Consider the following 13,106-nt stretch of genomic DNA (forward strand, 5'->3'; position numbering starts at 1 on the left):
GGTCCCGACATGGAGCGGCGGCGGCGCCAGCTTTCGGAACACCGTCACCATGAAGCAGGTCAGGGCGACGATGTGCGCGACAGCAACGCGGCGTCAGACCACCTTCGCGTCCTTCAGCGCCGCAATCGCCGCCTCGTCATAGCCCAGTTCGCCCAGGATCTCGTCCGTGTGCTCGCCCAGCATCGGCGGGGCCATGCGGATCGTCGCCGGGCTGGCCGACATCTGCGCCAGCGGGCTCTGGATCAGGTCGACGTAGCCGGCCTCGGCATGGGCGTGGGGCGTGCGCGCTTTCAGTTCGCGGTGCTGGACCTGCTCGTCCTCCCACACATCGGAAAGCTCGTTGTAGCGCGCGGCGGGGATGCCGACGCCGTCGAGCTTGGCCTGGACATCGTCGGTGGTGAACTGACGGCTCCAGGTGTTGATGATCTCCATCAGCTCGGCCCGGTTGGTCTTGCCGCGCTTGAAGTTGCTGTCGAAGCGCGGGTCGGTGTTGAGCTCGGGCTGCTCCATCAGCACGGTCAGCCGGCGATAATGCTCGTCGGTGCCTGCGGTCAGGTAGATGATGCCGTCGCTGCAATAGATCAGGTCGGCAGGGCCGCCGCCGTTGCCGCCGTTGCCCAGACGTGGCGGCGCGTTGCCGCTGATCAGGTAGTCCTGCATGACGTGGCTGACCATTGCCACCGAGCTGTCGAGCAGAGCGATATCGATGAACTGGCCCTCGCCGGTGCGCTCGCGGTACATCAGCGCGCCCATGATCGCCAAGGCGGTGTTGTGGCCCGTAACGAAGTCGACGAGGCTGGGGCCGGTCTTGAGAGGTCCGCTGCCAGGCTGGCCTTCGGGGATGCCGGTGGCCGCCATCATGCCGCCGGTCGCCTGGAACAGACCGTCGTAGCCGGGGCGCGCCGCCATCGGGCCGGTTTGGCCGAAGCCGGTGACCGAGCAATAGATCAGCCGCGGATTGATCGCCTTGAGGCTCTCGTAATCCAGGCCGAAGCGCTTCAGGTCGCCGACCTTGTAGTTCTCGATCAGGACGTCCGCGTTCTCGACCAGCTTGCGGATCACCTCCTGCCCCTCCGGCTTCGAGTGATTGAGCGTGATCGAACGCTTGTTGCGGTTGGACACGGTGAAGAAGCTGGAGTGCCGCGTTTCGATGCCGTCCTTGCCCGGCACCCACGAGAAGCCATAGCCGCGACCGTCGTCGCCCACGCCGGGGCGCTCGATCTTGATCACGTCGGCGCCCAGGTCGCCAAGGATCTGCGCGCCGACGGGCGCGGCGAACACGCGGCTCATGTCGATGACGCGGATACCGGCCAGGGCGGCCTTGGATTGGACGCTATCGTTCATCTTCGATCCCTTGCCACTTCTTGATCTTGCAAATTCCGCGTCCTCCCTAACCGCCCTGACGATGCGGGTGAAGTGTCCGCACTTCGCCGCCGCGATGCCCGACTCACGGCTCGACGCGCTGCCGGGCTGCGGTTATCACCCGCCGCCAATTGCAGGCTTTACCGGAAAAGAGGACGACATGATCGGATACGCGCTGGTCGGCACCAACGACTTGCCAAATGCCCTGGATTTCTACGACACGCTGTTGCCCACGATCGGAGCGGGCAAGGTGTTCGATCATCCCAGCGGCGGGCGCGTCTACGGCGTGGCGGCGGACAAGCCGATGTTCGGCGTGGTGCCGCCCTTCGATGGCGGCGCCGCAACGGCGGGCAACGGCACGATGATCTCGTTCCAGCTCGACAGTCACGATCAGATCCGCGCCTTGCACGACAAGGTGATCGAGCTTGGCGGCATCAGCGAGGGCGAGCCGGGCTGGCGAGGCCCCGAAGGCGGCTTTTACGGCGCCTATTTCCGCGATCTCGACGGCAACAAGCTGTGCGCCTATCGCACCGGTCCGGAGGCTTGAACGATGGCTGAAGCACGCAAGGTCGCGATCATCACCGGTGCCGGCAGCGGTATCGGCCTCGCCACCGCCAAGATTCTGCATGGCGAGGGCTTCGCCATCGTCGGCGTCGGGCGCAGCAAGGACAAGCTGGCCACGCTGGAGGCCGAGATCGGCAATCCCGATCACGTCCTGGCGATCAGCGCCGACCTGACCGATCCCGCCGCGCCCAAGGCGATCGTCCAGCAGGCGATCGACCAGTTCGGCCGCATCGACGCGCTGGTGAACAACGCCGGCGTCGGCAGCCCCAAGCCGCTGGACGAAACCGACGACCAGATGCTCGACGACTTCCTCGACATCATGCTGACCGCGCCGTTCCGGCTGTGCCGCGACGTGATTCCGCACTTGAAGGAAGGTGCCAGCGTCGTGAACGTCACCAGCACCTTTGCGCACATTGGTGGGCGTCGTGGCGGCGCCTACTCCGCGGCGAAGGGCGGGCTGAAGTCGCTGACCGAGCACATGGCCTGCGAGTACGGCCCGCGCGGCATTCGCTCCAACTGCGTGGCGCCCGGCGTGACGATGACCGACATGGTCGCGCATCGGTTCGAGGACGAGACGTTCAAGCGCGCCAATGTCGAGACGACACCGTACCCGCGTCTCGCCCAGCCCGACGACATCGCCAGCGTCATCGCCTTCCTGTGCCTGCCGGGCAGCGAGATGATCAATGGCCAGTCGATCGTGGTCGATGGCGGCTGGACCGCGACCAAGTATCTCAGCCCACGCGTGACCCGGACCACGTGGGTCGAACCGGACCAAGCCTGAACCTGCTGCCCGGCGCGCCCAAGCGTGTCGGGCACCGGACGAGCGCACGAACTCTCCGCCGTTTCAAGCGCTTCTCTCTCGAACGTCAATCGGCGCGACAGGAGAGAAGCAATGAAAACACTGATCCACGGCTCGATCGCGATCCTCGCAATGGCGGCAGCGCCGGTCATGGCCCAGAGCACGGGCTCGACCACTGGCACCGCCAGCACCACCGGATCGACGACCGGAGCCGGCGCGCCCGGCAGCACGACCGGATCGAGCGCCTCGCGTCCCGGCGAAGGCACATCGTCGTCTACCACCACGGGTAGCGAGCGTCGCAGCGGACGCGCGGGAAGGCACAGCGGCCCGCATTCGGGCGCGGGGTCGACGACCGGCGATGGCACGGTTCGTGGTAGCACGACTAGGGCGCCCGGCGGGTCGATGAGCGGGGATACGACCCCCGGCAGCTCGATGGACGGTACGACCCCAGGAACCACGCCACCGCTCGGCGGTGCCGGAACGACGGGTACCATGGGGGCGACCGGCCCTTATGGCGCCAATCCTCCGGGGACGACGGGCGCTACCGGTCCGTATGCGGGATCGAACCCCGGTGCTGCCGGCGCAACGACGACGGCGCCGTAATCAGACCCTAAGCGGGTTAGAGTGGATCGAGGGGGCGGGTACAAACCCGCCCCCTTTTTGGTTGCTGATCCCTCGATGACATGCGGGAGCCGACGGCGGTGAGCCCACTTCGATTACTATGCGGTTTGCGGTCGCGATCCCGCCTGCTAGCAGCGCGGCGACGTTGAACCGGAGGGGCGATGCCAGCCGACCCAGCATTGACCGGCAGCCGTTCGCCCCGCCATTACGGGATGGACTGGCTGCGTATCGGCGCTTTCGCGCTGCTGATCCTCTATCACGTGGGACTGGTCTTCTCTCCCTGGGACTATGAGTCGAAAGCGACGCGGACGTTCGAGTGGGTCGCGGTGCCGCTCTTGCTGCTGAATGCATGGCGGCTTTCGCTGCTGTTCGCGATCTCGGGTTATGCGAGCGCGGCGGTTCTGGAGCGGGCACCGGGCCTCGCGTCGTTTCTTCGCGGGCGTCTGGCAAGGCTGGGCATTCCGCTGCTGTTCGCGATGGCGGTCGTCGTCGCGCCTCAACCTTGGACATGGCTGGTGACGGCCAAAGGGTATCCGTATTCTTTCGGCTACTTCATGCTCCACGACTATTTCACGTTCCGCGACATGGGCGGCATCCTGGTGCCGACATGGATGCACATGTGGTTCGTGGTCTACCTGCTGTTCTACACGCTGGTTTTCTGCGCCTTTCAGGTGTTGCCTCAGGGTCTGCGCGGCTGGCTGCGCGACCAGGCCGAACGGCTTCTGGCCGGGCCGTTGCTGTTGCCGCTGGGCGCCGCGTGGATCTATGCGATGCGCCAGGTCGGGGAGGGGTGGAGCGATACCCATCGCCTGATCGACGATCCCGCCGCCCATCTGTCCTACTTGCCGGTGTTCCTGTTCGGCGTCCTTCTGCGTGGATCGGAACCCTTGCGCCGGGCCATCGCACGGCAGTGGAAGCTTGCCGCCGTGCTCGGAGCGGTCGGGTATGCCATCGTCGCGGGGTGCGAGGTGCGTTATCCGGGCGACACGATCATCCCCGTCGCCATGCTCCACCCCTATCTTATCGCGCGGGCGGTGCAGGGCTGGGCGACGATCATCGCCTTGTTCGGCGTGTCGGACCTGTACTGGAACCGCGAGGGCCGCTGGCGGGCCACGCTCGCCGAAGCGGTGTTCCCGTTCTACATCGTCCATCAGACGCTGATCATGGTCGTCGGGTTCTACCTGCGCCCGCTGGGCCTGCCATCGCTGGCGCAGTTCGCGATCCTGGTGGCAGTGACCGCGGTCGGGTGCGCGCTGTTCTACTTCGTGGGGCGCCGGATCGGGCCGCTGCGGCCGCTGATCGGCCTCAAGTGGCACAGCAAGCGCCCGCAAGCGCCCATCGAGCTGTCGCCCGGCGCCGATCCGGAAGCGGCGCCGGGCTGAGCAGTCAGTCGCGCGCCAGCAGCAGCGCTGCGGCCAGCGGTCCACCGCCCGAACTGGCCACCGCCACCTTGGGGTCGCCGGGGATCTGGCGCTCGCCACCGACGCCGCGCAATTGGGTCACCGCCTCATGCGCGAAGCCGAAGCCGTGGAGCCGTCCGGCCCCGAGTTGTCCGCCGGCGGTGTTCATCGGCAACTCGCCGTCGCGCGCGATCCGTGTGCCGCCTTCGATGAACGTGTGTCCTTCGCCCTTGCCGACGAAGCCAAGGCCTTCGAGCCAGGTGATCGGCAGGAAAGCGAAACCGTCGTAGAACTGGACGGTATCGACATCGTCGACGGTGTAGTCGGTGCGCTTCCACAGATCGGCGCCGGTTTCGTAAGCAGCGGGCCACTCGACCTGATCCCACGAATAGCGATCGACCGAGCCGGCGGTGGCGGCGATGCGGATCGGGGTCGCCTTGATCTCGTCGAGGGCGTCACCGGCCGAAACGATAATGGCGGTCGAGGCATCCGAAAAGCGGTCGCAATCGTAGAGGCACAGCGGGGTCGAGATCAGCCGCGCCGACATGTACTTGTCGAGCGTCAGCTCCTCCTTGGTGATCGCGCGGGCCTTGGGATTTAGCATCGCGTTCTTCGATCCGTTGATCGCGATCTGTGCCAGCTGCTCGCGCGTCATGCCGTACTTATGGACGTGGCGGTTGGCGTATTGCGCGGTCCAGCAGGCGGCCGAAGTCGCCCAGAACGGGGATGTCCATTGCGACGCACCGGTAACCGTGTCGGACTTCGTGCCCGCCATGTAGATGCCCGGATCGGCCATGCCGCCCGCCTCATAGACGGTGCGAAAGCAAAGCACGTGGCGGCAGATGCCTTCCTTCACTGCCCAGGCGGCCATGGCGATCGCGGAGAGTTGCGCGGGCTGCTCCATCGCGCCCATCTGCCACTTCGACTTGATGCCGAACGCCTCGATCACCTCGTCGGTGCCGACGGGCGAAAAGGCGAGATAGCTCGGCACCTTGCCGGGGAACGAGAACACACCGTCGATCTGGTCGAAGGTGAGCCCGGCATCCGCCACCGCCTCGCGCGCGGCGTCGAGGGTGAGCAGCAGCGGATGGCGCGGCAGGCGCACGCCGACTTCGGATTGGCCGATACCGGTGATGTAGGCTTCGCGTGCCATGGTCAGGCCACCTTCTCGAACAAGGGATAAAATATGCCGTCCTGCTCTTCGAACACGACGCGCACCTTGTCGTCGAAGTGGACGTCCTCGACCGGCGAGTTGACCACGTTGGTCGTCAGGTACACGCCCGGCACCCCATCCAGGCGCACGCGGGCGATCACGTAAGGCACTTCCAGATCCTTGGCCCAGGGTTGGTGATTGACCGTGAGCGTGTCGATCGATCCGGTGCCCGCCACAGCCTCGGGGGCGATGTTCTCGGACTGGCAATGCCGGCACAGCACCCGCGGGGGGTGGGTGTACTGCCCGCAATCGTTGCAGTGCACGATCAGCAGCTTGCCCTCGGCGCCACCGGTCCAGAAGGCGCGGTTTTCCTGGTCGAGCTTGGGCTTGGGACGCGGTGGGCTCATGGCGATCTCTCTCACTTGTTTGCGCAGGACAGTCGGAGCAGGGCAGGGCGCGCGTCAAGCGACGCTGTGGCACGAGGGCAAATTGATCGTGTGGGCGGCGCGAGAGTTCAACGCACCGCGGGCATGATCTCCTCGGCGACCCATTGCGTGTAATCGTAATAGGCTTCGATGCGCGACAGCGGCGGGATCGGCACCGAACTCCAGGTGACGCCCAGCGAGGCGAGATGGCTCAGGCGGTCGATGATCTCCTGCTTGCTCTGACCGGGTTGCGCGGTCGGATCGTCGATCACGGCGTGGCCCTCGCCGACGCGGCTGGTCGACATGCCATAGTACACGTCGGCCAGTTGGCCGTTGTAGTCGGGCTGCGAGCGGATGAAGTCGATCCGGTCGGCGATGGTTTCGGGCTTGGTCAGGAACGGCCACCAGCCTTGCGCGTACCTCGCGACACGCCGCAGCACCGCGTCGGCGTCGCCGCCGAACCACACCGGCAGATGCGGCTTCTGCACCGGCTTGGGCTCGAAGGCGACGTCGCGGAAGCTGACGTACTTGCCTTCGAACTCCGGATTTTCCTGCGTCCACAACGCGATGATCGCCTGGATGTATTCCTCGGCCATGGCTCCGCGTTCGTGGAAGGGAACGCCGAGTAGCGCGAACTCCTCCTCCAGCCAGCCCACCGCGAAGGTGACCGTGACGCGCCCGCTCGACAGCCAGTCCATGGTCGAGAGCGCCTTGGCGGTGATGATCGGGTTCTGCGCGGGCAGGATGGCGATGCAGGAGTTGACACGGATCGTCTCGGTGGCGCCGGCGAAATGCGCCATCGCGGTGTAGGCGTTGAAATAGAAGGGGCCCGACAGGTCGACGTGCTTGCGCGGGATCACGTGGTGTTCGGGCACCGCGATCATCTCGTAACCCAGCTTCTCGGCCCACTTGGCGAGGCGGGTCTGGTCGGCGCCGGTGACCTCGGTTTCCCAAGGCTGCATCGTCGCCTTGAGCCGCAGCATATGCGGCATCGCAAAGCCCAGTTTCATACGTCTCTCCCTTTTGCCGCAGTTTCGGCTGGCCATGATAATGCAGTCAAGTTGCGCTTCAGCCGGCCATGAAATCCGTGATCGCGTCCGCGACCGCTTGTGGTCGTTCCAGTGTCAGCAAGTGCCCGGCGTCGGGATCGTGGATGCGGCTGACGTGCGGCAGCGCCCCCGCGATCAGGTCGGCCATCAGGCGAAAGTCCGGCAAGTCGTGGCCGCCGGTCAGCAGCAGTGCGGGGGTCGCCATGGCGTGAAGGCGTTCCACCATGGGCAGTTCGTCGCGCTGGTCGTCCTCGATCCATTGCCGGCCGGCGAAAGCGGCGATCGACCGCTCGAGCCTGTTCGCCTGGGGGCCATCGCGGACACCGGCGAATAGCGGATGCGCCAGCCAGAGCGCGCGAGCCCGATCGAGGTCGCCTTCTCGCGCGGCGCGCCCGATCGTCTTCCACAACGCGATCCACTCCGCCGACCACGACCAACCGGCCAGCATGGGGCTGACCAGCACCAGCCGGCGAACCCGCGCAGGGGCGGTCAGCGCTGCTCCCAAGACCGTCGCTCCGCCCAGCGAGAGCCCGGCGAGGTCGACGACAGCGAGACCCAACGCGTCGAGCAACGCGACCAGATCCTGCGCATGCGAGAACGTTACTCCGGGCTCGGCGGTCGAGCCGCCAAAGCCGCGTTGGTCATAGGTTACGATGGGTCGCTGCGGGGAAAGATGGGCCGCGACCAGTTCCCAGTCATCGCGTGACCCACCAAACCCATGCACCAGGACGAGCGGCACGCTCTCGTTCGGCCCGTGCCGCTCGCCGACCAGGGTTGCGCCTTCGACCTTGACGGCGAAGGCGCTCATGTCAGGCAGAGCCCATGTAGCGCCCGCCGTTGACGCTCATGGTCTGGCCGGTGAAGTAGCCCGCCTCTTCCGAAGCGAGGAAGGCGCAGGCAGCGGCGATATCCTCGACCGTGCCGAGGCGACCGACCGGCAGCGAAGCGCCATAGGCATCGCCATCGATCGGCGCGGCGCGCAGCATCGGCGTGTCGATCGACCCCGGCGGGATCAGGTTCACGGTGATGCCGGTCTTGCCCAGCTCCAGCGCCAGAGCCTTGGTCAGGCCGAACAGGCCGCCCTTCGATGCGACATAGTGGCTCTGCATCGGCGAACCGGTCTGGGTCGACGAGGACGTGATGTTGATGATCCGGCCCCACTTGGCGGCGAGCATGTCGCCGACAAGTTCCTTGGTGACCAGCCACGGCCCACGCAAGTTGATGCGGATGACCTTGTCGAACTCGTCGTCCTCGATGTCGGTGAAGGCGGTGAACGGAGCGATGCCGGCGTTGTTGACGAGGATCGTCACCGGGCCGAGGCGTTCGCGGGTTTCGTCGGCTGCGGCCTTGATCGCGGTCTTGTCGGCGCAGTCGACGACGATGGCGATCGCCTTGCCGCCGGCTTCCTCGATCAGGCGTACGGTCTCGGCCGCGCCCTCGCCGTTGAGATCCCATACGGCGATCGCGGCATGATCTTCGGCCAGGCGGCGGGCGCACCCACGACCGATGCCCGAACCCGATCCGGTCACCACCGCGACCTTACCCTCTAGCGAACGAGTCATCCATCAATCTCCTGTGTGATCTGGTTTGAACGCCTGATCAGCAGAGGAGCGGATGAAGTCAAGCCGGCTGGATCAATTCGGCGAAACCGCCATAGCGCCCGCGATGGAACAGCATCGGGTCGTCGTCACGCGCGGACTCCATACGCAGGACCTCGCCCATCACGAACCAGTGGTCGCCGGCTTCGGTCACCGAATAGAGGCGGCATTCGATGCACGCGATCGCGTTGGCGATCACCGGCAGGTTGTGCTCCGAGATCGTGAATTCGACGCCCACGAACTTCTGCTCGCCCTTGGCGCCGACGGCCCGGCACACCTCGGTCTGGTCGCTGCCCATCACGTTGACGCAAAAATGACCGGCCGCCTCGATCTGCGGCCAGGAGGTCGATTTCCGGTCTGGGAAGAATCCCACCAGCGGGGGATCCAGCGAGACGGACGTGAACGTGCCGACCACCATTCCGGTAGGGCGATCATCCGGCCCCATCGCGGTGATGACGCAGACCCCGGTCGGGTAGCTGCCCAGCACCTTGCGAAAATCGGCCTGGTCGATGGCGGTCTGGCTCAAGCGTCTGTTCCTTCGGCAATGTCATGGTCGTCATGGTTCGCGTTCGCCGGGGCGAACGGCAATTCGCCTAAGCGGCAAGCCTGCCGTCCGTATGATGGCAGGCTGATGCGGCCATGCCAATCCCGACGCGACCTGCCAAGTGCTGCCGGCAAAGCCGAATTGCGCTGGAGGAGACCTGAACCCTTGAACCCGGGGGGTGGGCCTACGAGATGGTAACATTGCCGGCGAGAGCGGGTGATCGCGCGATTTAAGCGCGCGGTTAAAAAGAGTTGCGAGCAGCTTGTGAAAAGTGCACTGGAAGCAGCGATGCTGGATGATCCGGGCGATGCCGTCGCATTGTGCCGCTCGCCTTCTCGCCCGCTTCCAGCCTTGAAGGGATACGTATCATGGCTACGATGGAAAAGACCGCCGACACCGCTCAGCAGACTTCGGTCGCGGATGAAGTCGCGGTCCTGATCGCCCGCTCGCGCGCGGCGCAGCAGCAGATCGAGAACGCCACGCAGGAGCAGGTCGACACCTGGATCCGCGGCATGGTCTACGCCGTCGCCAAGCCCGGCATGGACGAGGAGATCGCCCGCGAAACCGTCGAGGAAACCCAGCTCGGCAACTACGAGGGCAAGTTCAAGAAGATCTCGGTCAAGACCCGTGCCGCGCTGATGGACATCATCGACGACAAGTCGGTGGGCATCATCGAGGAGGACGAAGAGCGCCAGATCGTCAAGATCGCCAAGCCGGTCGGCGTGATCGGCGCGCTGTCGCCTTCGACCAACCCCGAGGCGACCCCGGTGATCAAGGCGATCAACGCGATCAAGGGTCGCAATTCGATCATCATCTGCCCGCACCCGCGCGCCAAGTTCGTCAACGCCAAGATCTGCAACCTGATGCGCGACGCGCTGGTCAAGCTGGGTGCGCCCGCAGACCTGGTAATCCCCATCGAGCAGCCTTCGGTCGAGCGTACCAACGAAGTCATGAAGCAGTGCGACCGCATTCTCGCCACGGGCGGCACGCCGATGGTGAAGGCGGCCTATTCGTCGGGCACCCCGGCGCTGGGCGTGGGCGTGGGCAACGCGGTCATCACCGTGGACGACACCGCCGATCTGGACGACGCGGCCGAGAAGATCCTGATTTCCAAGACGCTGGATTACGCGGCGTCGTGCTCGTCGGACAACGCGGTCGTCCTGCTCGATGCGATCTACGACACCATGCTCGACAAGCTGAAGGCCAAGGGCGGCTTCATCATCGAGGGTGAGAACAAGACCAAGCTGCAGAACGCGCTGTGGGAAGATGGCGTGCACATCAACGCCAAGGTCGTCGCCCAGTCGCCCAAGTTCATCGCCGACTACGCCGGTTTCGCCATCCCCGAGGACACCGCGTTCTTCATCGTGCCTGAGACCGGTTTCGGCCCGGACTTCATGTTCTCGGGCGAGAAGATGTCCGTCACCATGGCGCTCTATCGTGCGAAGGACATCGACGACGCGATAGCCCTGACAAACTCGATCCAGGCCTACCAGGGCCAGGGCCATTCCTGCGGCATCTACTCGACCAGTGACGAGAACATCCGCAAGTTGGCGCTGGGCACCAAGACCAGCCGCGTAATGGTGAACCAGCCGCAGTCGGCCTCGAACTCGGGCAATCTATGGAACGGCATGCGCCAGACCTTCTCGCTGGGCTGCGGTTCGTGGGGCGGCAATGCGACCAACAACAACGTTTCCTGGCGCGACCTGATCAACGAAACCTGGGTCTCCAAGCCGCTCGCCACGCCCAAGACTCTGCCCAGCGACGAAGCGCTGTTCGGCAAGGACATCATCGCCGCCGTCGGCTGATAAACCTCCTCGCCATCCTCGTTGCGGCGAGGATGGCGGAAGGAAAAGGGCACGGGAGAGGAACGATGAAGGCCACATTGCCGCTGATCGCCTTGGCCGCCGCGCTGGGCCTCTCCGCCTGCTCGAAGAAGGCGGATAAGCCGGAAGCGACCGCGACCGCGACCGCGACCGGCACGCCTGCCGCGACCGGGCCGGTAGCCGAGCCTGAGACGACCGCCGAGCCGACGGCGTCCGCGACCGAACCTATGCCATCACCGACGCCGACCGCCACGGCCGTCGCGGGCGAGATCCCGGCAGCCATCCTCGGCCGCTGGGGCATGGTCCCGAAGGACTGCACCAGCACTCTGGGCGATGCCAAGGGCCTGATCGTCATTTCGCCCAAGCAGATCAAGTTCTACGAAGCGGTGGCCAAACTGGGTACCGTCAAGAAACTGACCGATCAAAGCATCAGCGGCGCGTTCGCCTTTTCAGGCGAGGGCCAGGCCTGGAAGCTGGACGTCACGCTCGACGTGACGGACGGCGGCAAGACGCTGATCCGGCGCGACTATGGACCCGACGCCTTGCTCGGACCGCAAAAATACACCCGCTGCTCCTGAACGCAGCGGACGGGGGATCTCCATGACTGACCAGTTCGCTCTGACCGAAGACCAGCTCGCGATCCAGGAGACGGCGCGCAAGTTCACCGCCGACCGGATCACGCCCTTCGCGGGCGAGTGGGACGAAAAGCACCACTATCCCGTCGACGTGTGGAAGGCCGCGGGAGAGCTCGGCTTCGGTGCGATCTACGTCTCGGAAGAGAGCGGCGGTATCGGCCTCGGCCGTCTTGAGGCCGCACTGATCATGGAGGCGATGAGCTATGGCTGCGCCGCCACCAGCGCCTTCATCTCGATCCATAACATGGCCGGCTGGATGATCGACACCTTTGGTTCGCAGGAGCTGAAGGATCGCTACCTGCCCGATCTCGTCTCGATGGAGAAGATCGCCAGCTATTGCCTGACCGAGCCAGGCTCGGGCTCCGACGCCGCCGCGCTCAAGACCACCGCACGGCTGGATGGCGACCACTATGTGCTGAACGGCACCAAGCAGTTCATCTCGGGCGCCGGCTTCAACGACGTCTATGTCGTCATGGTGCGCACCGGCGATCACAAGTCGCGTGGCATCAGCTGCCTGGTGGTGGACAAGGATACGCCGGGCGTCAGCTTCGGCGCGCCGGAGAAGAAGCTGGGCTGGAACGCCTCGCCGACTGCACAGGTCATCTTCGAGGACGCGCGCGTCCCGGTCGCCAACCTCGTCGGCAAGGAAGGCGAGGGCTTCCGCTTTGCCATGGCCGGGCTCGATGGCGGCCGCATCAACATCGGCGCCTGCTCGCTGGGCGGCGCGCAGCGCTGCCTCGACGAGGCGATCGGCTATGTGAAGGACCGCAAGCAGTTCGACCAGGCGATCGGCGACTTCCAGAACACCCAGTTCATGCTGGCCGACATGGCGACCGACCTCGAGGCCGCGCGGGCGCTGCTTTACATGGCAGCCGCGAAGATCACCGCCAATGCGCCGGACAAGTCGCGCTTTTCGGCGATGGCCAAGCGCCTGGCGACCGACAGTGGCTCGGCCATCGTCAACGATGCGCTGCAGCTGTTCGGCGGCTATGGCTATCTGCGCGATTATCCGATCGAGCGGTTCTGGCGCGATCTGCGCGTGCACTCGATCCTCGAAGGCACGAACCAGGTCATGCGCATGATCATCGGCCGCGATCTGCTGCGCGACTGATGAAAAGGTGAGTTGAACAGCC

14 protein-coding genes are annotated in these 13,106 nt (G+C 65.4%); 7 read left to right on the top strand and 7 right to left on the bottom strand.

Annotated features, from left to right (window positions below):
- Positions 1-93: 93 nt before the first annotated feature.
- Entirely contained in the window at positions 94-1,344 is a 1,251-nt protein-coding gene (locus ACXJ1Z_RS13860; RefSeq protein WP_463777406.1) for a CaiB/BaiF CoA transferase family protein, read from the bottom strand.
- Positions 1,345-1,405: 61 nt separating this feature from the next.
- Here ACXJ1Z_RS13860 and ACXJ1Z_RS13865 point away from each other — a divergent pair, with 61 nt between their 5' ends.
- The 4 genes from ACXJ1Z_RS13865 (at position 1,406) to ACXJ1Z_RS13880 (ending at position 4,728) form a co-directional block, all read left to right on the top strand.
- The gene (locus tag ACXJ1Z_RS13865) at positions 1,406-1,909 is read left to right on the top strand and encodes a VOC family protein (protein ID WP_463777407.1); all 504 of its coding nucleotides are present in this window, start codon (positions 1,406-1,408) and stop codon (positions 1,907-1,909) included.
- Between the two features lie 3 nt (positions 1,910-1,912).
- Entirely contained in the window at positions 1,913-2,707 is a 795-nt protein-coding gene (locus tag ACXJ1Z_RS13870; RefSeq protein ID WP_463777409.1) for an SDR family NAD(P)-dependent oxidoreductase, read from the top strand.
- Between the two features lie 111 nt (positions 2,708-2,818).
- Positions 2,819-3,328 carry a hypothetical protein gene (locus tag ACXJ1Z_RS13875; RefSeq protein ID WP_463777410.1) on the top strand — a complete coding sequence of 170 codons (510 nt, stop codon included), beginning with the start codon at positions 2,819-2,821 and terminating at the stop codon, positions 3,326-3,328.
- 179 nt (positions 3,329-3,507) lie between these two features.
- Entirely contained in the window at positions 3,508-4,728 is a 1,221-nt protein-coding gene (locus ACXJ1Z_RS13880) for an acyltransferase family protein (RefSeq protein ID WP_463777411.1), read from the top strand.
- Between the two features lie 4 nt (positions 4,729-4,732).
- Here the strand turns inward: ACXJ1Z_RS13880 and ACXJ1Z_RS13885 are convergent, their stop codons facing one another.
- From ACXJ1Z_RS13885 to ACXJ1Z_RS13910, 6 genes are all read right to left on the bottom strand, one after another.
- Positions 4,733-5,899 carry a thiolase family protein gene (locus ACXJ1Z_RS13885; RefSeq protein WP_463777413.1) on the bottom strand — a complete coding sequence of 389 codons (1,167 nt, stop codon included), beginning with the start codon at positions 5,897-5,899 and terminating at the stop codon, positions 4,733-4,735.
- 2 nt (positions 5,900-5,901) lie between these two features.
- A complete protein-coding gene (locus tag ACXJ1Z_RS13890; protein ID WP_463777414.1) occupies positions 5,902-6,306 on the bottom strand; it encodes a Zn-ribbon domain-containing OB-fold protein in 405 nt (134 codons plus the stop codon).
- A 107-nt stretch (positions 6,307-6,413) separates the two neighbouring features.
- Positions 6,414-7,334 (bottom strand): TIGR03619 family F420-dependent LLM class oxidoreductase, encoded by a 921-nt coding sequence (locus ACXJ1Z_RS13895; protein WP_463777415.1) that lies wholly within the window; start codon positions 7,332-7,334, stop codon positions 6,414-6,416.
- 58 nt (positions 7,335-7,392) lie between these two features.
- Entirely contained in the window at positions 7,393-8,181 is a 789-nt protein-coding gene (locus ACXJ1Z_RS13900; RefSeq protein WP_463777417.1) for an alpha/beta fold hydrolase, read from the bottom strand.
- A gap of 1 nt (position 8,182) precedes the next feature.
- Positions 8,183-8,935, bottom strand: a complete 753-nt coding sequence (locus ACXJ1Z_RS13905) for an SDR family NAD(P)-dependent oxidoreductase (protein WP_463777418.1) — start codon at positions 8,933-8,935, stop codon at positions 8,183-8,185.
- A gap of 58 nt (positions 8,936-8,993) precedes the next feature.
- Entirely contained in the window at positions 8,994-9,497 is a 504-nt protein-coding gene (locus ACXJ1Z_RS13910; RefSeq protein WP_463777420.1) for a flavin reductase family protein, read from the bottom strand.
- Between the two features lie 386 nt (positions 9,498-9,883).
- Between ACXJ1Z_RS13910 and ACXJ1Z_RS13915 the strand changes: the two genes are divergently transcribed.
- From ACXJ1Z_RS13915 to ACXJ1Z_RS13925, 3 genes are all read left to right on the top strand, one after another.
- Entirely contained in the window at positions 9,884-11,320 is a 1,437-nt protein-coding gene (locus ACXJ1Z_RS13915) for an aldehyde dehydrogenase family protein (protein WP_463777421.1), read from the top strand.
- 65 nt (positions 11,321-11,385) lie between these two features.
- Positions 11,386-11,916: a hypothetical protein gene (locus tag ACXJ1Z_RS13920; RefSeq protein WP_463777422.1), complete on the top strand. Its 531-nt coding sequence runs from the start codon at positions 11,386-11,388 to the stop codon at positions 11,914-11,916.
- A gap of 22 nt (positions 11,917-11,938) precedes the next feature.
- Entirely contained in the window at positions 11,939-13,084 is a 1,146-nt protein-coding gene (locus tag ACXJ1Z_RS13925) for an acyl-CoA dehydrogenase family protein (protein WP_463777424.1), read from the top strand.
- The last annotated feature ends 22 nt before the right edge of the window (positions 13,085-13,106 follow it).

This window comes from Novosphingobium sp. TK46, from assembly GCF_055361525.1.